This is a genomic window from Pseudomonas sp. NFPP28 (genome assembly GCF_900115535.1).
GTDB lineage: Bacteria > Pseudomonadota > Gammaproteobacteria > Pseudomonadales > Pseudomonadaceae > Aquipseudomonas > Aquipseudomonas extremorientalis.
Genome location: NZ_FOWT01000002.1, coordinates 400,814 through 420,400, shown reverse-complemented (window position 1 = coordinate 420,400; position 19,587 = coordinate 400,814). Strand labels below are relative to the sequence as shown.

The following is a 19,587-nucleotide window of genomic DNA, read 5'->3' as shown; positions in this document are numbered from 1 at the left end:
CGGGAGTCATGTTGGAAAACTACTATCGCGAGCTGGTGTGTTTCCTCAACGCCAAGCTGGGCAACCGTCAGGTGGCCGAGGATGTGGTGCATGACGCGTATGTCCGGGTGCTGGAACGTTCCAGCGACACCCCCATCGAACAACCCCGTGCCTTTTTATACCGCACCGCGCTTAACCTGGTGATTGACGGCCACCGGCGCAACGCCCTGCGCCAGGTCGAACCGCTGGACGTACTCGATGCCGAAGAACGCTTTGCCAGCAGTTCGCCGCACACCACCCACGACCACGGCCAGCGCCTGGAACTGCTCGAACGCGCCCTGGCCGAGCTGCCGCCGGCCTGTCGCGACAGCTTCCTGCTGCGCAAACTCGACGGCCTGACCCACCTGCAGATTGCCGAACGCCTGTGCATTTCCCGCGCGTTGGTGGAAAAACACATCGTCAACGCCATGAAGCACTGCCGGGTGCGCATGCGCGAGTGGGAAGCGCACTGATCACTGATCAGTTAAATTTTATTTCACTGTCCTCGTTTCCTATCAACACACGGCCTGATGTGCAGGCCTTGAAAGGTATTCCCGCCCCACCGCCAAGGGGCTTATCCAGAGGACACTGGAATGACACAGGCAATTGCTTCGCCCGCGGTTCACGACCTGATCGGTATCGGTTTCGGCCCTTCGAACCTGGCGCTGGCCATCGCCCTGCAGGAGCGCGAAAAGGCCCAGGGCAAACTGGACGTACTGTTCCTGGACAAACAGGCCGACTACCGCTGGCACGGCAATACCCTGGTCACCCAGAGCGAGCTGCAGATCTCGTTCCTCAAGGATCTGGTGACCCTGCGCAACCCCACCAGCCCGTACTCTTTCGTCAATTACCTGAAAGCCCACGACCGCCTGGTGGAGTTCATCAACCTGGGCACCTTCTACCCGTGCCGCATGGAGTACAACGATTACCTGCGCTGGGTCGCCGGCCAGTTCCAGGCCCAGGCGCGCTACGGCGAGGAGGTGCTGGCCATCGAGCCGATCCTGCACCAGCAGCAGGTCGAAGCCCTGCGCGTGATCTCCCGCGATGCCCTGGGCGAGCAGCATGTGCGCACCACTCGTTCGGTGGTGGTCAGCGCCGGTGGCACGCCACGTATTCCCGAGGCGTTCAACGCGCTCAAAGGCGACAGCCGGGTGTTCCACCATTCCCTATACCTGGAGCGCATGGCCAGCCAGCCGTGTGTCGACGGCAAGGCCATGCGCATCGCCATCATCGGCGGCGGCCAGAGTGCGGCCGAAGCCTTTATCGACCTGAACGACAGCTTCCCGTCGGTGCAGGTCGACATGATCCTGCGCGGCTCGGCGCTCAAGCCGGCCGATGACAGCCCGTTCGTCAACGAAGTGTTCTCGCCGGCCTTTACCGACCTGGTGTTCCAGCAGGAGGGCGCCGATCGCGAGCGCCTGGTGGCCGAGTACCAGAACACCAACTATTCGGTGGTGGACCTGGACCTGATCGAGCGCATCTACGGCATTTTCTACCGCCAGAAAGTTTCCGGCATCGCCCGCCAGGCGTTCCGCACCATGACCGTGGTCGAGAAGGCCACGCCGGGCCCGCTGGGCATCGAGTTGGCTCTACGCAACAACGCCAACGGCGAAACCTGCCTCAACCATTACGACGCGGTGATCCTGGCCACCGGCTACGAGCGCCAGACGCACCGCGCCTTGCTCGCGCCGCTGGAAGACTACCTGGGCGACTTCGATGTGGCGCGCGACTACCGCATCGTCACCGACGAGCGATGCAACGCCGGCATCTACATCCAGGGTTTCAGCCAGGCCAGCCACGGTTTGAGCGACACCTTGCTGTCGGTGCTGCCGATCCGCGCCGATGAAATTGCGGCGTCGTTGTATGCCCTGGACCGTGGGCGCGGCAAGGGGCGCTCGGTGCAGGACCTGTTGCTTGCCACCGCCAGCTGACCAACTGCGCTTGTGACCGGGAGGGCTGCCTGATACTGTACAAAAAACCAGTATCGGTAGCCCTCCATGCAGTTGATCGAAAAACTCAGCATTCTCGCCGACGCCGCCAAGTACGACGCGTCCTGCGCCAGCAGTGGCGCGCCCAAGCGCAGTTCCGAGGGCAAGACGGGGCTGGGTTCCACCGATGGCATGGGCATCTGCCACAGCTATACGCCGGACGGGCGTTGCGTGTCGTTGCTCAAGGTGCTGCTCACCAACTTCTGTCTCTACGACTGCCAGTACTGCGTCAACCGCCGCTCCAGCGACGTGCCACGCGCACGGTTCAGCCCGGAGGAGGTGGTGACCCTGACCCTGGATTTCTATCGGCGCAATTGCGTCAGCGGGCTGTTTCTCAGCTCCGGCATCATCCGTTCGTCCGACTACACCATGGAGCAGTTGGTGCGCGTGGCCAAGCTGCTGCGCGAAGAACACGACTTTCGCGGCTATATCCACCTCAAGACCATTCCCGACGCGGACCCGGCGCTGATCGCCGAGGCCGGGCGCTATGCCGACCGGCTGAGCGTGAACATCGAGCTGCCCACCGAGGCCAGCCTGCAGACCCTGGCGCCGGAAAAAAAGATCGTCTCGATCAAGCAGGCCATGCAGACCATCTACACTGGCGAGCAGACGGTCCGCAACGAACCGCGTGCACCGCGTTTTGCCCCGGCCGGGCAGAGCACGCAACTGATCGTCGGCGCCGACGACACCGATGACAGCACCATCCTCCACGGTGCCGAGGCGTTGTACGGCAACTTCAAGCTGCGTCGCGTGTATTACTCGGCGTTCAGCCCCATCCCCAACAGCCCGAAAAGCGTGCCCCTGGCCGCGCCGCCGCTGATGCGCGAGCACCGCTTGTACCAGGCCGATTTCCTGTTGCGCAGCTATGGGTTCAACGCCAATGAGCTGTTCAAAGGCCCCGGCCACCTGGCCCTGGACATCGACCCCAAGCTGGCCTGGGCCCTGGACAACCGCGATGTGTTCCCCCTGGACCTGAATCGCGCCGAACCGACCTTGATCGCACGCATTCCAGGCATTGGCCTGCGCACCACCCAGCGCCTGGTGGACCTGCGCCGCGAACGCAAGATCCGCTTCGAAGACCTGGCGCGCATGCGCTGCGTGCTGGCCAAGGCCAAGCCGTTTTTCATCACCAGCGACTACCATCCGCAACAGGCCGACAGCACCAGCGTGCTGTTGCGCGAGCAACTGCGCGACCGCCCGCAACCCGAGCAGATGGGGTTGTGGGGGTGATCAGCCTGGAATGCGACAACCTGTTCGCCACCTGGCGCGACCAGGCACGCTGGCTGCTCAGCCATCAGGTCGACCCCAGTCAGGTGAGCTGGGGCGAGGCGGAGGTGGCGGACCTGTTTGCCACTGACCAGTCGATTCCCGAGGCGCCCGGGCCTTTCCAGACGCGAGTGCCCAAGGCCCTGCTGGAACTGCTGGAATCGGCTGCCTGCTACCACGGCGACCAACGCTGGAGCCTGCTGTATGAGGTGCTGTGGCGCGTCAGCCATGGCGACCGCACCGCGATGCTGGCCGGGGACAAGCTGGGCAGCGAGTTGCAGCGGCGGATCAAGCAGGTCAGCCGCGAGGCGCACCACCTGCATGCATTTGTGCGGTTTATCGCGCTGCCGGCGGGAGCGGGGCCGGAACTGCCGGAATACGTGGCCTGGCATGAACCGGCCCATGACATCCTGAAATCCGCCAGCCAACATTTTATCGGGCGCATGGGCCGTCATCGCTGGATGATCGCCACGCCGTTGGATGGGGTTTACTACGATGGCGAGCAGTTGATCCACCAGCGCGAGTGCCCCGAGGCGTGGCGGCAGTTGGCGCAGAATGTCGAGGACCCCCATAGCGCGATGTGGCTGACCTATTACAGCCATATCTTCAACCCCGCACGGTTGAACCCCAAGGTGATGGAAGGGCATTTGCCCAGCCGGTTCTGGAAGAACCTGCCGGAGGGCAAGTTGATACCGGGGTTGATCAGCGAGGCGCGGACGGGAAAGCAGAAGGATGGGCAGGCCAGGCTGATTGGCACCAAGCCTGGCAAGAGAATCTTAAGCGGGCAGGGTTGAATATGTGGGAGGGGGCTTGCCCCCGATGAGGGAGTGTCAGTCACAGATGCATAGACTGACACACTGCTATCGGGGGCAAGCCCCCTCCCACATTCGATCGGCAGTGTTTTGGAGAGATAAGTTCAGGCCAACTCGGTGGCGGTGTTCTTGACCACTGCCAATTCCGGATGCGCCACCAACTTATCGATGTGCAACTCATCATTGTTCAGCCAGGTCTCTGTCAACACCCGGTAATGCTCCATGTCCCGGCAACGCATGCGCAGGCTGTAGTCGAACGGCCCGCTGATCAGCTGGCATTCGAACACCTGCGGGCAGGCCTTCACACAGGCTTCGAAGGCCTTTTGCGCCGAGCGCCCGCTTTGGTTGGACAAGGCCACCAGTACCAGCAATGACAAGCCTGGCGAGACCATCTGCACATCGATGATCGCCCCATACCCACGGATCACCCCGCGCCGCTCCAGCTTGCGCACCCGTTCCAGGCAGGGCCGGGGCGTGAGGTGTACCAGCGACGAGAGCTTTTCGTAGGTGATGCGCCCCTGATGGCGCAGCACTTCGATAATGGCTTCATCGATGCGGTCCAGCGCAGGGGAGGAATGGGGTCCGTTGGCCTTGGTATCCATGGGTTTCACTTCAAACGGTTGGAAAGAAATTGCTGCAGGCGCTCACTGCTGGGGTGGTCGAGGATCCTGGCGTCGCCTTGTTCCTCAACCTTGCCCTGGTGCAAGAACAGCACTTGGCTGGACACCTGGCGGGCAAAGCCCATTTCGTGGGTGACCATCAGCATGGTACGACCTTCCTCGGCCAACGTCTGTATGACTTTGAGGACTTCTCCTACAAGTTCTGGGTCGAGCGCGGAAGTCGGCTCATCGAACAGGATGATCTCCGGTTCCATCGCCAAGGCCCGGGCAATCGCCACGCGCTGCTGCTGGCCGCCGGACAGGAACGCCGGGTACTGATCCGCCGCGCGGCCCGGCAGGCCGACCTTGTCCAGGTACAGGCGTGCGCGCTTTTCCGCCTCGGCGGCGCTCACGCCCAGCACCCTGCGCGGGGCCATGGTGATGTTTTCCAGCACGGTCATGTGGCTCCACAGGTTGAAGTGCTGGAACACCATGGCCAGGCGTGTGCGCAGGTTCTGCAGTTGGGCCTGGTGCGGCGCGCGGGTGCCGGCGCGGCCTTGCTGCATTTCGATGCTGATGCCGTCCAGAGTGATCACCCCGGCGTCCGGCTGTTCGAGGAAGTTGATGCAGCGCAGCATCGTGCTTTTGCCGGAGCCGCTGGCGCCGATCAGGCTGATCACATCGCCATTGCGCGCATTCAGCGATACGCCCTTGAGCACTTCGTGTTCGCCGTAGCGTTTGTGGATGCCTTCGACTTGCAGCTTGATAGCGGCGGTGGCGGGTGTGGCAACGGGTTCTTCAACGGGATAAGTGGCCAGGGCCTGCGCGGACTGATTCATGGGTTAGCCTCGGGTAGGAACAAGAAAACGCATCCAGCGACGTTCGGCCAGTCGGAACAGGCCCACCAGTGCAAAGGACAGCAGCATGTAGAGCAGGGCGGCGATGCCGAAGGCCTGGAACGTCAGGAACGTCTCGGCATTGGCGTCGCGGGCCACCTTGAGAATGTCGGCGACGGTGGCGGTAAACGCCAGGGAGGTTGCGTGCAGCATCAGGATCATTTCATTGCTGTAGGCCGGCAATGCGCGGCGCAAGGCCGCCGGCACCACCACAAACAGGTTCAGCCGCCAGCCATGCAAACCATAGGCGCGGGCCGCTTCGATTTCGCCGTGGGGAATATTGCGGATCGCCCCGGCGAAGATTTCCACGGTGTAGGCGCAGGTGTTGAGCACGAAGGCCAGCAGGGTGCAGTTCAGCGCGTTGCGGAAAAACTGGTTGAGCAAGGCGTTGTCCTGCACCACTTCCAGGCTGTACAGCCCGGTGTAGCAAATCAGCAGTTGGATATACAGCGGCGTCCCGCGGAACAGGTAGGTGTAGACCTCTACCGGCCAGCGCAGCCAGAAGTGCTCGGAAACCCTCGCCAGTGCCAGTGGAATCGACAGCACGAAGCCGAACACCACCGAGATGATGAACAGCCACAGGGTCATGGCCACGCCGGACAGCCCCGCGCCATCGCTGAACAGGTAGGCCAGGCCGTATTGCTGGAACAGTTCGATCATCGCGCCATCCCCTTGATGCCGAGGTTGTAGCGCCGTTCGAGGCGCTTGAAGATGCGGTTGGAGAGGGTGGTGATCACCAGGTACACCAGGCCGGCGAGAATCAGGAAGTACAGCGGCTCGTTGGTGGTCTTGCCGGCGTTCTGCGCGGCCTTGACCAGGTCCGACAGGCCGATGATCGACACCAGCGCCGTGGACTTGAGCAACACCAGCCAGTTATTGCCCAGGCCCGGCAGGGCAAAGCGCATCAGCTGCGGGAACAGCACCAGGTGAAAACGCTGCCAGCGGCTCAGCCCATAGGCGGTCGCCGCTTCCAGTTGGCCGACCGGCACGCTGAGGATCGCGCCCCGGAAGTTCTCGGTGAAATACGCGCCGTAGATGAAGCCCAGGGTGACGACGCCTGCGGTAAACGGGTCGATTTCAAAGTAGCCCCAGCCGAACATTTCGCTCAGGTCGTTTAGCCACAGTTGCAGGCTGTAGAAAATCAGCAGGATCAGCACCAGGTCCGGCACGCTGCGGATCAGCGTGGTGTAGAGCGTGGCCGGTACCCGCAGCCATTTGGCGCTGGAGAGCTTGGCGCCGGCGGCGATCAGGCCAAGGGCGAGGCTCAGGGCCAGGGCGAGGAAGGACAGCTTGAGCGTCATCCACGCACCCTGGGCGAGCATCGGGCCGTAGCCCTGCAAGTTGAGGAATTCATTCATGGGAAGAGTCTCGTTGGCGCACAGATTTACTGTGGGAGAGGCTTTTTGTGGGAGGGGGCTTGCCCCCGATGAGGGTATGTCAGTGACACCTGTATCAGCTGATCCACTGCTATCGGGGGCAAGCCCCCTCCCACACAAGCCAGAGCCCACAGAGGGCAAGGGGGTCACTCGTGGTAGATATCCTGATCACCGAAGTACTTCTTCTGGATCTGCGCGTAAGTGCCATCCGCCTGCACGGCAGCGATACCCTTGTTGATCAGCGTGCGCAGTTCCTGGTCGTTCTTGCGCAGGCCCATGGCGATGTCCAGGGGCAGGGTCGGATCCTTGAAGGCCGGGCCGGTCTTGAAGTCGGCACCTTCGGGCTTGGACAGGAAGTTGAGCTGGGCTTCGAGCTTGTCGGTCAGGGTCGCGTCGAGGCGGCCGTTCTGCAGGTCGGCGTAGTTCTGGTCCTGGGACTGGTACGCCTTGATCTGCGCCCCAAGCCTGGCCAGGTGCGCACGGGCATAGGCCTCCTGCAACGAACCTTGCAGTACGCCGACCTGCTTGCCCTTGAGGGATTGCGGGGTGTCGCCGAAGTCGGCGCTCTTGCGGGTGATCACCGAGGTCGGGCTGAGGAACAGCCGGTCACTGAAGTCGATGATTTTTTCACGGGCGGGGGTGACGGCCATGGACGACATGATCGCGTCGAACTTGCGCGCACGCAGGGCCGGGATCATGCCGTCGAATTCGTTGTGGACCCAGGTGCATTTCACTTCGAGCTTGGCGCAGATCGCGTTGCCCAACTCGATATCGAAGCCTTGCAGGCTGCCGTCGGCGGCCACCGATTCGAAGGGTGGGTATTCGGGGAATACGCCGAAGCGGATTTCTTTCCAGTCCTGGGCGTGGGCGGCGCTTGCGCAGAGTGGCAACAGCAGCGCGGCGAAGAGTGATCGCAATGGAGTCATGTGCAGGTCCCTATATTTTGTAATTGATGTCAGGGCAGTGAATAACTGGGAGCAGAGAATGCTTCATGATGGTGCGTTTTTTGTGTCGTTTACCCCGTGCACAAAGCGCGAATTGCGCTGTTAAAACTGGCAATGCAGCGGAATCGGCTGTGACACCCGCTGAATCGGCTTTTCATCCCTGAAAAACCGGCCTGCCATCGACGCAAAGCAGCAGGCCAGAGCGGTCTCAGGCACGCCTTTTCTGCTGTACGCCGGGCTGCCGGGCCAGGCGTGCGAACAGGTCTTTGGGATCGGCCAGGTCCGGCACCAGTTCAAGTGTGCTGCCCACATCCAGCGCTTTTGCGACGTCCATTACGTAGCGCAGTGCCGAGTAGTCTTCGATGGCGAAACCCACCGAGTCGAACAGCGTGACCTGGCGCGCATTCTCGCGGCCTGGCTGCTGGCCGTTGATCACTTGCCACAGCTCGGTCACCGGCGAATCTTCCGGCATGTGCTGGATTTCACCTTCGATACGGCTTTGTGGTTCGTACTCGACGATCACGCGGGCGCGCTCGACGATACGTCGGTCCAGTTCGGTCTTGCCTGGGCAGTCGCCGCCGACGGCGTTGAGGTGCATGCCGGGTTCGATCATGTCGTCGGTGAGGATGGTGGCGTAGGCCTTGTCGGCGGTGACGGTGGTGACGATGTCGGCGCCTTTGACGGCCTCGGCCACGCTGCCGGCCAGGATCACTTTGATTGCCGGGAAGGCCTTGAGGTTGGCCGCCAGCTTGACGGTGGCCTTGGCGTCGATATCGAACAGGCGGATTTCATTGATGCCGAGCATGGCGTGGAAGGCCAGGGCCTGGAATTCGCTCTGCGAGCCGTTGCCGATCAGCGCCATGCTGCGGCTGTTCTCGCGGGCCAGGTAGCGGGCGACCAGCGCCGAGGTGGCGGCGGTGCGGATCGCGGTGGTCAGGGTCATTTCCGCCAGCAGCACCGGCAGGCCGGTATCGACATCGCCCAGCGCACCGAAGGCCATCACGGTGAGCATGCCGGCCAGGGTGTTTTTCGGGTGGCCGTTGACGTACTTGAACGCATACAGCGACGCGTCGGACACCGGCATCAGCTCGATCACGCCGTCCGGCGAGTGGTTGGCCAGGCGCGCGCATTTCTCGAAATCCTGCCAGCGCAGGTAATCGGCGCGGATGTACTCGGCCATCTCGGTGATGCAGGTGGGCAGGCCTTTTTGCGAGACCAGGTAGCAGAGATCGTTGACGTCGATATAGCGGGTCATGGAAAGACTCCTTATTGAAATGAGGGACGGGCGGGCAGGTGCACTTCCGCCAGCATGCAGCGGGCACTGCCGCCGCCGATGCGTTCGATGTTGTCGATGTTCACCACCACCGGCCGGGTGTGGCGTTCTATGTGTTGGCGCTGGGTCGGTTGCAGGGCGCCCCAGGCGCTGGCCGACATCACCAGCAGCGGCTGGCCGTCGCGGTCGTGGACTTCGAGCATGTTGCCGGCGAAGGCTTCCAACTGGTCGAAGTCGAGGGCGACGATGTCCTTGCCAGTGTCGCGCAGGGAGCGCTCCAGGGCCTGGCGCTCATCGGCAATCGGCAGGGCTTGCAGGCACACCACCGAGAGGTCGCGGCCGACGCTCATCATCACGTTGCTGTGGTAGATCGGCGCGTGGTGGCGGTCGACCGCATGGAACACGCAGAGCTGGTAGTCGAGGCGTTCGGCGAACTGGCGCAGGGCGTCGTGGTGAGTGCGCCCGGAGTGGCAGGCGTAGCTGATGCGGTGCTGGCGGTCGAGCACCATGCTGCCGGTGCCTTCGAGGAAGATGTTCTGTTGTTCGAGGTGGCTGAGGTCGATGGTGTCCTTGACCGTAAATCGCTGTTCCAACACTTGCAGCACGCCTTTGTCGCGTTCCAGTCGTCGGTTCTGGCCTTCCATCGGGTACAGCACCAGGCTGCCGTCGGCGTGGCTGCTCCACCAGTTGTTGGGGAAGATCGAGTCGGGGGTGTGCGGCGCCGGGGTGTCCTGCACCACCAGAACCTCCACGCCGTGATTGCGCAGGGTGGTGACATAGCCGTCGAACTCCTCCAGCGCTTTCTGCTGTGCGTGGAGCGGGTCGAGGGGCGGGCGTTGGAAACGGTTGTTGATCGCGGTGTCCGGGTTGAAGGCAAAGCGCGCCGGGCGAATCATCAAGACGGTGTTGGTGGTTTGCATGGGGGCACGACATCCATGGGGTGAGCAGTGGGTGTATTTTGTGGGTTGTGCGGGATGAATCCCGGCTGAAACCGAGGGGTGGTTCAGCCGGGAAAGCTGAAAAGTGGGGTATGGCAGCCGAATCGGCTGCCGGAGTGAAATGCACGCAACCTGTGGGAGGGGGCTTGCCCGCGACAGCGGTGGGTCAGCCAGAAAATCTATATCTGAAAGCATGCTATCGGGGGCAAGCCCCCTCCCACATGGGTAGAGTGGTGTTTGTTGCAGCTGTGTCAGCCAGGAGGAATTATGTCTACCGTCGTTCGTTTAGCCCAAGCCACCGATGCCGAGGGCATCAGCCAGGTCATCCTGGCCGCCCTGCACAGCAGCAATGCGCGGGACTATCCGGCGCATGTGATTGCGCGGGTTGCCGCTAACTTCACGCCGGAGGCGGTGCTGGAACTGCTCAAGCGACGCGTGGTGCTGGTAGCGATTCAGGATCAGGTGATCGTCGCCACCGCAGCGCTGGATGCGAATGTGGTGCGCTCGGTATTTGTCAACCCGGCGCTGCAAGGGCAGGGCATTGGGCGATTGTTGATGATCGAGATTGAGCTACGCGCCCGCGAAGCCGGGGTGACGGTGCTGAGCGTGCCGTCATCGCTGACCGCCGAGCCGTTCTACACCAAATTGGGGTTTCACACCGTGCGCGACGTTTATCACGGCAGCGAACGTACGTTGGTGATGGAAAAGGCCCTGCTGTCCCGGCATCCCATCGGGCCGTATCGCGACCGTCAGCACCGGGCGCAGGTGGTAGCGTTATGGCAGGAGGCATTCGGCTACGAAACGGCGCACAACCTGCCCGCCCTGGCGATTGATAAGAAGCTGGCGGTCGACGATGGGCTGTTCTTTGTCGCGACGGACAAAAAAACCGTGATCGGGACCATTCTGGCCGGGTACGACGGGCACCGTGGCTGGCTGTATTCAGTGGCGGTGCATGGGGACTATCGGCGGCAGGGTTTGGGATCGTCGCTGGTGCGGCATGCGGAACAGGTATTGACGGCGCTGGGCTGCATGAAGATCAACCTGCAGATCACCAGTGGTAATGAGGGGGTCGTCGGGTTCTACGAGGCATTGGGGTATGGGGTGGAACCCAGGATCAGCATGGGCAAGAAGCTAGTGGTGAATATCCCCTGACAATGAAAAAAACCGCCAGACCAGGCTGCGTTTTCACACAGCCTGAGATGGCGGGTTTTTCCAGGTGGCTCAGACCTTGACGATCCAGCCTTGCGGCGCTTCAACGTCACCGGTCTGCACACCGGTCAGCTCTTTGTAGAGCTTCTGGGTGATCGGGCCGACTTCGGTCTCGCTGTGGAACACGTGCAGCTTGCCGTTGTACTGGATGCCGCCGATCGGCGAGATCACCGCCGCCGTACCGCAGGCGCCGGCTTCCTTGAACTGGTCCAGTTTGTCGATGAACACTTCGCCCTCGATCACGTCCAGGCCCAGGCGGGTCTTGGCCAGTTCGATCAGCGACAGGCGGGTGATGCCTGGCAGTACCGAAGGCGACTTCGGCGTGATGAACTTATTGTCGTGGGTGATCCCGAAGAAGTTGGCCGAGCCGACTTCTTCGATTTTCGAATGGGTCATCGGGTCCAGGTAGATCGCGTCGGCAAAACCGGCTTTCTTCGCTTCGGAACCCGGCATCAGGCTGGCGGCGTAGTTGCCACCGACCTTGGCGGCACCGGTGCCTTGTGGCGCGGCGCGGTCGAAGGTGGAAATCTGGAAGTTGTGCGGCACCAGGCCGCCCTTGAAGTAGGCGCCGACCGGGATGCAGAACACCGAGAAGATGAACTCCGGTGCGGTGCGCACGCCGATGTTGTCACCGGTGCCGATCACGAACGGGCGCAGGTACAGCGCGCCGCCACTGCCATACGGCGGGATGAAGCGCTCGTTGGCCGCGACCACTTGCTTGCAGGCATCGATGAAGTCTTCGGTCGACACGTGCGGCATCAGCAGGCGTGCACAGCTGCGCTGCATGCGGGCGGCATTCTGGTCCGGGCGGAACAGGTTGATCGAACCGTCCTTGCAACGATAGGCCTTGAGGCCTTCGAAGCACTGCTGGCCGTAGTGCAGGGCGGTGGAGCCCTCGCTGATGTGCAGCACGTTGTCGTCGGTCAGGGTGCCTTCTTGCCATTCGCCGTTTTTCCAGACCTGGAGAAACCGCTTGTCGGTCTTGATGTAGTCAAAACCCAGCTTGTCCCAATTGATGCTTTCGTTACCCATGACACCCTCTATCGTTGGTCAAGTCGGTTTTTTTCTGGATGGGCGCAACAATACTGCATTCTTGGCTTGTGTGGGAGCCACTGGGTGTGACCGATCCACCGCTATCGGGGGCAAGCCCCCTCCCACATTTGGAATGCATTCCCCTTGTGGGAGGGGGCTTGCCCCCGATGGCCTCACCGCGTTTTTACAGATGCAGTGCGTGCCCCAACGCCCGCAGCGCGGCTTCCTGCACCGCTTCGCCGAGGGTCGGATGCGCATGGATGGTGCCCGCCACGTCTTCCAGGCGCGAACCCATTTCCAGGCTCAGGCCAAAGGCGGTGGACAGTTCCGAGACGCCCACCCCCACGGCTTGCCAGCCGACGATCAGGTGGTTGTCACGGCGTGCCACCACCCGCACGAAGCCGGTCTTGGACTCCAGGGTCATGGCCCGGCCATTGGCCGCGAACGGGAAGCTCGACACGATGCAGTCAAGGCCAGCGGCCTTGGCTTCGTCGGGCGTCTTGCCGACCACCACCAGTTCCGGGTCGGTAAAGCACACCGCCGGAATGGCCGCCGGGTTGAATTCGCGATGCTTACCGCTGATCAGTTCGGCGACCATCTCGCCCTGGGCCATGGCCCGGTGCGCCAGCATCGGCTCGCCGCTCAGGTCGCCAATGGCATACACGTTGCGCATGCTGGTCTGGCAGCGATTGTCGATCCTGATCGCCGCGCCGTTCATGTCCAGGTTCAGCGCTTCGAGGTTCCAGCCCTGGGTGTTGGGTTTGCGACCGACGGCAACCAGCACCTGATCAGTGGCCAACGACAAGGTGTCGCCGTTCGGGTCGCGCACTTGCAGGCTGCCATCGGCAAAACCGGTAACACTGTGCTTGAGGTAAAGCTTCACGCCCAGTTGCCTGAGGGATTCGTTCACCGGCTGCGTCAGCTCGGCATCATAGGCCGGCAGGATACGATCCTGTGCTTCGACCACACTCACGTCGGCGCCGAGCTTGCGGTAAGCGATGCCCAGTTCCAAACCGATGTAACCGCCGCCCACCACGATCAGGCGCTTGGGCACGCTTTTCGGTGCAAGGGCTTCGGTCGAGGAGATGATCGGCCCGCCAATCGGCAGCATTGGCAGGTTGACGCTTTTCGAGCCGGTGGCCAGCAGCAAGTGTTCGCACTGGATGCGCTGGTCGCCGACGTCGACGGTCTTGCCGTCCACCACCTTGGCCCAGCCGTGGATCACTTGCACCTTGTGCTTTTTCAGCAGCGCCGCGACGCCAGTGGTCAGGCGATCGACAATGCCGTCTTTCCATTCCACGCTCTTGCGGATGTCCAGGGTTGGCACATCCACTTCGATGCCCAGTTGTGAGCCCTGGCTGTGGTGCACGGTTTGCTGGAATTGCTCGGCCACATGGATAAGGGCCTTGGATGGGATGCAGCCGATATTCAGGCACGTGCCGCCCAGCGCCTGACCCTCCACCAGGGTGGTCGGGATACCCAGTTGGCCGGCACGGATCGCCGCCACATAACCGCCAGGGCCGCCACCGATAATCAGCAGGGTGGTATTCAATGTCTGCGTCATGCCTTACTCCAGGAACAGGCTGGCGGGTTGTTCGAGCAGGCCGCGAATGGCCTGGATGAATTGCGCCGCGTCCATGCCATCGACCACGCGGTGATCGAAGGAGCTGGAGAGGTTCATCATCTTGCGCACCACGATCTGGCCCTTGATCACCATCGGCCGCTCGACAATGCGATTGACGCCGACGATGGCCACTTCCGGCAGGTTCAGCACCGGCGTGCTGACAATGCCGCCCAGCGCGCCCAGGCTGGTCAGGGTAATCGTCGAACCCGATAGCTCATCGCGGCTGGCCTTGCCGTTGCGCGCCGCCGTGGCCAAGCGTGCGATTTCCTCGGCATTGCCCCACAGGCTGCGGGCTTCGGCGTGGCGCACCACCGGCACCATCAGGCCGACATCGCTCTGGGTGGCGACGCCCACATGCACCGCGCCGAGGCGGGTGATGACCTGGGCTTCGTCGTCGTAACGCGCATTGATCTGCGGGAAGTCGCGCAACGCCACGACCATGGCGCGCACGATGAACGGCAGCAGGGTCAGCTTGCCGCGTGTGGCGCCGTGTTTCTCATTGAGGTGCACGCGCAACTCGTCGAGGGCGGTAACATCGATTTCTTCAACATAGCTGAAATGCGCGGCGCGCCGGGTGGCGTCCTGCATGCGCTGGGCGATCTTGCGGCGCATGCCGATCACCGGGATCTGTTCCTCGGTGTTGCGTTCGGCATAAGGGTTGGCCGTTGCCGAAGACTTTGCCGCGCCTTGTTGCAGGTAGGCGTCGAGATCTTCGTGCAGAATCCGCCCGGCGGGGCCCGTGCCCTGCACCAGGCGCAGTTGAATCCCGGCGTCCAGGGCGTGTTTGCGCACGGCGGGGGAGGCCAATGGGCGCTCGTCGGCGGCACGTGCCACGGGGGCCTGGGCCGCGACAACCGGTGCTGGCTTGCTTTCAACCACGACCGGTGCAGGCTTGGCTTCCATCACCGGTACGGCCTTCGGCGCCTCTTTGACGACCGGCGCATCCTTGGCGTTGCCCACGCCTTCCACTTCAATGCTGATCAGAATACTGCCCACCGCCATGACCTCACCCGGCTCGCCGCCGAGGGAGATCACCTTGCCGTGCACCGGCGAGGGAATATCCACCATCGCCTTGTCGGTCATTACGTCCGCCAGCACCTGGTCTTCGACCACCATGTCGCCGACCTTCACATGCCACACCGACAGTTCAACTTCTGCGATGCCTTCGCCAATGTCCGGCATCTTGATAACGTGCGTGCCCATTCAGACCTCCATGACCCGTTTCAACGCCGCACCCACGCGGGACGGCCCTGGGAAATACGCCCACTCCTGCGCGTGCGGGTAGGGGGTGTCCCAACCGGTAACGCGTTCGATCGGCGCTTCCAGGTGGTGGAAGCAATGCTCTTGCACCAGCGACACCAGCTCGGCACCAAAGCCGCAGGTGCGGGTGGCTTCGTGTACCACCACGCAACGGCCGGTCTTCTTCACCGATTTGACGATGGTTTCCAGGTCCAGCGGCCACAGGCTGCGCAGGTCGATGACTTCGGCGTCGATGCCGGTTTCTTCGGCGGCCACTTGCGACACATATACCGTGGTGCCGTAGGTCAGCACGGTGACGGCCGAACCCGGACGCACGATGGCGGCCACGTCCAGCGGCACGGTGTAGTAACCGTCCGGCACCTGGGCTTGCGGGTGTTTCGACCACGGCGTTACCGGGCGGTCGTGGTGGCCGTCGAACGGGCCGTTGTACAGGCGCTTGGGCTCGAGGAAGATCACCGGGTCATCGTTTTCGATGGAGGCGATCAGCAGGCCCTTGGCGTCATAGGGGTTGGACGGCATCACCGTGCGCAGGCCGCAGACCTGGGTGAACACCGCTTCGATACTCTGGCTGTGGGTCTGGCCGCCGTAGATACCGCCGCCGCAGGGCATGCGCATGGTCAGCGGCGCAGTGAACTGGCCGGCCGAGCGATAACGCAGGCGCGCCGCTTCCGAGATGATCTGGTCGGTGGCGGGGTAGACGTAGTCGGCGAACTGGATTTCGGCAACCGGGCGCAGGCCATAGGCGCCCATGCCCACGGCCACGCCGATAATGCCGCTTTCCGAGATCGGCGCGTCAAACACCCGCGAGCTGCCGTACTTGGTCTGCAAGCCTTCGGTGCAACGGAACACGCCGCCGAAATAGCCCACGTCCTGGCCAAACACCACCACGTTATCGTCTCGTTCGAGCATCACATCCATGGCCGAGCGCAAGGCCTGGATCATGGTCATGGTGGTGGTGGTCATGGCGGTTTCCACTTCAATGCTGTTGTTGTGATCGTTCATGTCAGACCCCCAACTCTTGACGCTGGCGCTTCAAGTGCTCCGGCATCTCTTTATAGACGTCCTCGAACATGGTCGCGGCGCTTGGAATCTGGCCACCGGCCAGGGTGCCGTACTGTTCGGCCTGCTTTTGCGCGGCAATCACTTCGGCTTCAAGTTCGGCACTGACCGCCGCGTGCTCCTCTTCGGACCACTGGCCAATCCTGATCAGATGCTGCTTGAGACGGGCAATCGGGTCGCCCAGGGGGAAGTGGCTCCAGTCGTCGGCGGGGCGGTATTTGGAAGGATCATCCGAGGTGGAGTGCGGACCGGCGCGGTAGGTCACCCACTCGATCAGCGTGGGCCCCAGGTTGCGGCGCGCGCGCTCGGCAGCCCAGGCCGAAGCGGCGTACACCGCGATGAAGTCGTTGCCGTCCACCCGCAGGGAGGCGATGCCGCAACCCACGCCGCGTCCGGCGAAGGTGGTGGCTTCGCCGCCGGCAATCGCCTGGAAGGTGGAGATGGCCCACTGGTTGTTGACTACATTGAGGATCACCGGCGCACGGTACACGTGGGCAAAGGTGAGGGCGGTGTGGAAGTCGGATTCGGCGGTGGCGCCGTCGCCGATCCAGGCGGAAGCGATCTTGGTATCGCCCTTGATCGCCGAGGCCATGCCCCAGCCCACGCCTTGTACGAACTGGGTGGCGAGGTTGCCGGAAATCGTGAAGAAGCCAGCGTCTTTCACCGAGTACATGATTGGCAACTGGCGGCCCTTGAGCGGGTCGCGTTCGTTGGACAGCAACTGGCAGATCAGGTCTACCAGTGGCACTTCACGGGCCATCAGGATGCTTTGCTGGCGGTAGGTGGGGAAGCACATGTCGTCGATGTTCAAGGCCAGGGCCTGGGCGCTGCCGATGGCTTCTTCGCCAAGGCTCTGCATGTAGAACGACATTTTTTTCTGACGCTGGGCGACCACCATGCGGTTGTCGAAGATCCGCGTCTTGAGCATGGCGCGCATGCCTTTGCGCAGGATCTCCACCGGGACGCCTTCGGCCCACGGACCGAGGGCCTGGCCCTGGTCGTCGAGCACGCGGATCAGGCCCTTGGCCAGTTCGGCGGTGTCGGCGGGTTCTACGTCGATGGCGGGTTTGCGCACGGTGCCTGCGTCGGTCAGGCGCAGGTACGTGAAGTCGGTCTTGCAGCCTGGACGGCCCGAGGGTTCAGGGACGTGCAGACGCAGTGGTTCATACTGCTGGGTCATGGCTTTCTACGCTCTATCTTGTGAATTTCTTGTAGTGGGCGCGCTAGCTGACAGTCAGTCCCCGGGTAGGGGAAATCTTGTCCTACAACAATCATAGGCGTGGCGTAGAAGAATATTTATCTCTGTTTCGTTGCGCCCGCGGTCATTTGCGGATAAAAAACCTGCATAAACATAATAAACAGGTGAATTTGTCTCATGCGCAAACTGGACCGTACCGATATCGGCATTCTCAACGCTCTGCAGGAGAATGCACGGATCACCAACGCCGACCTGGCCCGCTCTGTCAACCTGTCGCCCACGCCGTGTTTCAACCGGGTGAAGGCGATGGAAGAACTGGGCCTGATTCGCGACCAGGTCACGCTGCTGGACGCCGACCTGCTGGGGCTGCACGTCAATGTGTTCATTCACGTGAGCCTGGAAAAGCAGAATGAGTTGGCGTTGCAGCAGTTCGAAGGGGCAATTGCGGACCGTCCGGAAGTGATGGAGTGCTACCTGATGGCCGGCGACCCGGACTACCTCATCCGCGTGCTGGTACCGACGATCCAGTCGCTGGAGCGTTTCATGATGGACTTTCTGACCAAGGTGCCGGGAGTGGCGAACATCCGCTCAAGCTTTGCGCTCAAGCAGGTGCGCTATAAAACCGCACTGCCGCTGCCGGCCAATGGCATCAGTCTGGGTGCCTGATAAAAGTGGGAGGGTGCTTGCCCCCGATAGCGGTGGATCAGCTACACATGATGTGTCTGACATACTGCAATCGGGGGCAAGCCCCCTCCCACATTTGATCCCATTTCAGATCAGAGACCATTTTCAGAGTTGGTTGACGGGGATTTTCAGGTAGGTCACGCCGTTATCTTCCGCCGGCGGCATATTCCCCGCCCGCACATTCACCTGGATCGCCGGCAGCAGCAGCGTCGGCATCCCCAGCCCGGCGTCGCGTCGGGTGCGCATCTCGACAAACGCCGCTTCATCCACCCCGTCATGCACATGGATATTGCCTGCGCGCTGCTCGGCCACTGTGGTCCGGCACTTAGCCTCTCGGCCTTCCGGCGGGTAGTCATGGCACACGTACAGTTCGGTTTCCAAAGGAAAGGCCAGCAACTTGCGCATCGATGCATACAACTGCCGCGCATCCCCGCCGGGGAAATCACAGCGGGCGGTACCGACATCCGGCATGAACAGCGTGTCGCCCACCAGGATCAATCGGCCGTCGATCAGGTAGGCCATGTCCGCCGGTGTATGCCCTGGCACATGCAGCGCCTGGGCCTTGATATTGCCGATGTGAAACACCTCATCCGGCGCAAACAGGTGGTCGAACTGCGAGCCATCTACACGAAATTCCGGCTCCAGGTTGAACAGGTGCTTGAATACGCCCTGGACTTTGCTGATGGACTGGCCAATCGCGATCTTGCCGCCCAAGGTGCGGCGCAGGTAGGGCGCCGCCGACAGGTGGTCGGCGTGGGCGTGGGTTTCCAGCAGCCACTGCACCTGCAAGCCGTGCTCGCGCACGAAGGCGATGACGTTATCGGCCTGGGCGGTGTCGGTGCGCCCCGAGGCCGGATCGTAGTTGAGCACTGAGTCGACAATGGCGCACGGGCCGCCGTCGGTTTCATAGACGACGTAGGTGTAGGTCGACGATGCCTCGTCCAGAAAGGCTTGAATCAACGCTGGCATGGCGAACGTCCCCGATGGAGAAAAAAGTAGTTACAATCAGTTTACGTTTTCACATAATGTTTCGAGCTTAAGTGACACAAAGGACCCGAGGCAAATGGAATCTACTCTGAGTGAAGGCGAAGTTGCCCAGTTGCGCGCATCGGCGTCCAAGGCCTGCTCCTTGCTCAAGGCCCTGGCCAATGAGGATCGCTTGCTCATCCTGTGCCAGCTGACCCAGGGCGAGCGCAATGTCGGCGAGCTGGAAGCCCTGACCGGCGTGCGCCAGCCCACGCTGTCACAACAGTTGGGCATCCTGCGTGACGAAGGGTTGGTGGCCACCCGTCGGGAAGGCAAATACATTTTCTACGGGCTGGCCAGCCATGAAGTGATTCAAGTGATGAAGACCCTGTCCGGGCTGTACTGCGGCGCGGTCATAAAAAGCTGGGCGTGACGCCATCCGGCA

General features: G+C 62.3%; 20 protein-coding genes. 7 read left to right on the top strand and 13 right to left on the bottom strand.

The window, feature by feature from the left end; translation table 11 throughout:
- The first annotated feature begins 8 nt into the window (after window positions 1-8).
- The 4 genes from BM110_RS07380 (at window position 9) to BM110_RS07365 (ending at window position 4,066) form a co-directional block, all read left to right on the top strand.
- Window positions 9-491, top strand: a complete 483-nt coding sequence (locus BM110_RS07380) for a sigma-70 family RNA polymerase sigma factor (RefSeq protein ID WP_071492100.1) — start codon at window positions 9-11, stop codon at window positions 489-491.
- A 120-nt stretch (window positions 492-611) separates the two neighbouring features.
- The gene (locus BM110_RS07375; RefSeq protein ID WP_093512958.1) at window positions 612-1,949 is read left to right on the top strand and encodes a lysine N(6)-hydroxylase/L-ornithine N(5)-oxygenase family protein; all 1,338 of its coding nucleotides are present in this window, start codon (window positions 612-614) and stop codon (window positions 1,947-1,949) included.
- A 66-nt stretch (window positions 1,950-2,015) separates the two neighbouring features.
- The gene (locus tag BM110_RS07370; protein WP_092244638.1) at window positions 2,016-3,236 is read left to right on the top strand and encodes a putative DNA modification/repair radical SAM protein; all 1,221 of its coding nucleotides are present in this window, start codon (window positions 2,016-2,018) and stop codon (window positions 3,234-3,236) included.
- The gene (locus tag BM110_RS07365; RefSeq protein ID WP_092244641.1) at window positions 3,233-4,066 is read left to right on the top strand and encodes a TIGR03915 family putative DNA repair protein; all 834 of its coding nucleotides are present in this window, start codon (window positions 3,233-3,235) and stop codon (window positions 4,064-4,066) included. Before BM110_RS07370 ends, BM110_RS07365 begins: the two co-directional genes overlap by 4 nt.
- Before the next feature lie 122 nt (window positions 4,067-4,188).
- Here BM110_RS07365 and BM110_RS07360 read toward each other — a convergent pair whose 3' ends face one another.
- The 7 genes from BM110_RS07360 to ctlX form a co-directional block, all read right to left on the bottom strand.
- Entirely contained in the window at window positions 4,189-4,686 is a 498-nt protein-coding gene (locus BM110_RS07360) for an Lrp/AsnC family transcriptional regulator (protein WP_016974875.1), read from the bottom strand.
- Window positions 4,687-4,691: 5 nt separating this feature from the next.
- A complete protein-coding gene (locus BM110_RS07355; protein WP_256575367.1) occupies window positions 4,692-5,522 on the bottom strand; it encodes an ABC transporter ATP-binding protein in 831 nt (276 codons plus the stop codon).
- Between the two features lie 3 nt (window positions 5,523-5,525).
- Complete coding sequence (locus BM110_RS07350; protein ID WP_065903984.1) at window positions 5,526-6,239, bottom strand: ABC transporter permease; 714 nt, start codon at window positions 6,237-6,239, stop codon at window positions 5,526-5,528.
- A complete protein-coding gene (locus BM110_RS07345) occupies window positions 6,236-6,937 on the bottom strand; it encodes an ABC transporter permease (RefSeq protein WP_071492097.1) in 702 nt (233 codons plus the stop codon). The genes BM110_RS07350 and BM110_RS07345 overlap by 4 nt, the downstream gene beginning before the upstream one ends.
- Before the next feature lie 164 nt (window positions 6,938-7,101).
- On the bottom strand, window positions 7,102-7,881 hold the full coding sequence (locus tag BM110_RS07340) for an ABC transporter substrate-binding protein (RefSeq protein ID WP_092244644.1): 780 nt from the start codon (window positions 7,879-7,881) through the stop codon (window positions 7,102-7,104).
- Between the two features lie 226 nt (window positions 7,882-8,107).
- On the bottom strand, window positions 8,108-9,154 hold the full coding sequence (locus BM110_RS07335; protein ID WP_093512956.1) for an ornithine cyclodeaminase: 1,047 nt from the start codon (window positions 9,152-9,154) through the stop codon (window positions 8,108-8,110).
- Window positions 9,155-9,165: 11 nt separating this feature from the next.
- Window positions 9,166-10,092: a citrulline utilization hydrolase CtlX gene (gene ctlX, locus BM110_RS07330; RefSeq protein ID WP_092244650.1), complete on the bottom strand. Its 927-nt coding sequence runs from the start codon at window positions 10,090-10,092 to the stop codon at window positions 9,166-9,168.
- A gap of 285 nt (window positions 10,093-10,377) precedes the next feature.
- Here ctlX and BM110_RS07325 point away from each other — a divergent pair, with 285 nt between their 5' ends.
- Complete coding sequence (locus BM110_RS07325) at window positions 10,378-11,262, top strand: GNAT family acetyltransferase (RefSeq protein ID WP_092244653.1); 885 nt, start codon at window positions 10,378-10,380, stop codon at window positions 11,260-11,262.
- Window positions 11,263-11,331: 69 nt separating this feature from the next.
- Here the strand turns inward: BM110_RS07325 and BM110_RS07320 are convergent, their stop codons facing one another.
- The 5 genes from BM110_RS07320 to BM110_RS07300 form a co-directional block, all read right to left on the bottom strand.
- Window positions 11,332-12,351 carry a branched-chain amino acid aminotransferase gene (locus BM110_RS07320; protein ID WP_071492093.1) on the bottom strand — a complete coding sequence of 340 codons (1,020 nt, stop codon included), beginning with the start codon at window positions 12,349-12,351 and terminating at the stop codon, window positions 11,332-11,334.
- A 184-nt stretch (window positions 12,352-12,535) separates the two neighbouring features.
- Complete coding sequence (lpdA, locus tag BM110_RS07315) at window positions 12,536-13,915, bottom strand: dihydrolipoyl dehydrogenase (RefSeq protein WP_093124319.1); 1,380 nt, start codon at window positions 13,913-13,915, stop codon at window positions 12,536-12,538.
- 3 nt (window positions 13,916-13,918) lie between these two features.
- Window positions 13,919-15,178 carry a dihydrolipoamide acetyltransferase family protein gene (locus tag BM110_RS07310; RefSeq protein WP_093124315.1) on the bottom strand — a complete coding sequence of 420 codons (1,260 nt, stop codon included), beginning with the start codon at window positions 15,176-15,178 and terminating at the stop codon, window positions 13,919-13,921.
- A complete protein-coding gene (locus BM110_RS07305) occupies window positions 15,179-16,237 on the bottom strand; it encodes an alpha-ketoacid dehydrogenase subunit beta (protein WP_016978112.1) in 1,059 nt (352 codons plus the stop codon). It lies immediately after the preceding gene.
- A 1-nt stretch (window position 16,238) separates the two neighbouring features.
- Window positions 16,239-17,474, bottom strand: a complete 1,236-nt coding sequence (locus tag BM110_RS07300) for a 3-methyl-2-oxobutanoate dehydrogenase (2-methylpropanoyl-transferring) subunit alpha (protein ID WP_093512953.1) — start codon at window positions 17,472-17,474, stop codon at window positions 16,239-16,241.
- Between the two features lie 195 nt (window positions 17,475-17,669).
- On the opposite strand from BM110_RS07300, the gene bkdR reads away from it, so the two are divergent.
- A complete protein-coding gene (bkdR, locus tag BM110_RS07295) occupies window positions 17,670-18,158 on the top strand; it encodes a Bkd operon transcriptional regulator BkdR (protein ID WP_092244668.1) in 489 nt (162 codons plus the stop codon).
- A 123-nt stretch (window positions 18,159-18,281) separates the two neighbouring features.
- Here bkdR and BM110_RS07290 read toward each other — a convergent pair whose 3' ends face one another.
- Window positions 18,282-19,145: an MBL fold metallo-hydrolase gene (locus BM110_RS07290; RefSeq protein ID WP_093512951.1), complete on the bottom strand. Its 864-nt coding sequence runs from the start codon at window positions 19,143-19,145 to the stop codon at window positions 18,282-18,284.
- A 94-nt stretch (window positions 19,146-19,239) separates the two neighbouring features.
- Between BM110_RS07290 and BM110_RS07285 the strand changes: the two genes are divergently transcribed.
- Window positions 19,240-19,575 carry an ArsR/SmtB family transcription factor gene (locus tag BM110_RS07285; protein ID WP_005789341.1) on the top strand — a complete coding sequence of 112 codons (336 nt, stop codon included), beginning with the start codon at window positions 19,240-19,242 and terminating at the stop codon, window positions 19,573-19,575.
- The last annotated feature ends 12 nt before the right edge of the window (window positions 19,576-19,587 follow it).

Bases quoted from the DNA above. Each gene is read 5' to 3' on its own strand.
- BM110_RS07380 (WP_071492100.1), top strand. From the start codon at position 9: ATGTTGGAAAACTACTATCGCGAGCTGGTGTGTTTCCTCAACGCCAAG.
- BM110_RS07375 (WP_093512958.1), top strand. From the start codon at position 612: ATGACACAGGCAATTGCTTCGCCCGCGGTTCACGACCTGATCGGTATC.
- BM110_RS07370 (WP_092244638.1), top strand. From the start codon at position 2,016: ATGCAGTTGATCGAAAAACTCAGCATTCTCGCCGACGCCGCCAAGTAC.
- BM110_RS07360 (WP_016974875.1), bottom strand. From the start codon at position 4,686: ATGGATACCAAGGCCAACGGACCCCATTCCTCCCCTGCGCTGGACCGC.
- BM110_RS07355 (WP_256575367.1), bottom strand. From the start codon at position 5,522: ATGAATCAGTCCGCGCAGGCCCTGGCCACTTATCCCGTTGAAGAACCC.
- BM110_RS07350 (WP_065903984.1), bottom strand. From the start codon at position 6,239: ATGATCGAACTGTTCCAGCAATACGGCCTGGCCTACCTGTTCAGCGAT.
- BM110_RS07345 (WP_071492097.1), bottom strand. From the start codon at position 6,937: ATGAATGAATTCCTCAACTTGCAGGGCTACGGCCCGATGCTCGCCCAG.
- BM110_RS07340 (WP_092244644.1), bottom strand. From the start codon at position 7,881: ATGACTCCATTGCGATCACTCTTCGCCGCGCTGCTGTTGCCACTCTGC.
- BM110_RS07335 (WP_093512956.1), bottom strand. From the start codon at position 9,154: ATGACCCGCTATATCGACGTCAACGATCTCTGCTACCTGGTCTCGCAA.
- ctlX (WP_092244650.1), bottom strand. From the start codon at position 10,092: ATGCAAACCACCAACACCGTCTTGATGATTCGCCCGGCGCGCTTTGCC.
- BM110_RS07325 (WP_092244653.1), top strand. From the start codon at position 10,378: ATGTCTACCGTCGTTCGTTTAGCCCAAGCCACCGATGCCGAGGGCATC.
- BM110_RS07320 (WP_071492093.1), bottom strand. From the start codon at position 12,351: ATGGGTAACGAAAGCATCAATTGGGACAAGCTGGGTTTTGACTACATC.
- lpdA (WP_093124319.1), bottom strand. From the start codon at position 13,915: ATGACGCAGACATTGAATACCACCCTGCTGATTATCGGTGGCGGCCCT.
- BM110_RS07310 (WP_093124315.1), bottom strand. From the start codon at position 15,178: ATGGGCACGCACGTTATCAAGATGCCGGACATTGGCGAAGGCATCGCA.
- BM110_RS07305 (WP_016978112.1), bottom strand. From the start codon at position 16,237: ATGAACGATCACAACAACAGCATTGAAGTGGAAACCGCCATGACCACC.
- BM110_RS07300 (WP_093512953.1), bottom strand. From the start codon at position 17,474: ATGACCCAGCAGTATGAACCACTGCGTCTGCACGTCCCTGAACCCTCG.
- bkdR (WP_092244668.1), top strand. From the start codon at position 17,670: ATGCGCAAACTGGACCGTACCGATATCGGCATTCTCAACGCTCTGCAG.
- BM110_RS07290 (WP_093512951.1), bottom strand. From the start codon at position 19,145: ATGCCAGCGTTGATTCAAGCCTTTCTGGACGAGGCATCGTCGACCTAC.
- BM110_RS07285 (WP_005789341.1), top strand. From the start codon at position 19,240: ATGGAATCTACTCTGAGTGAAGGCGAAGTTGCCCAGTTGCGCGCATCG.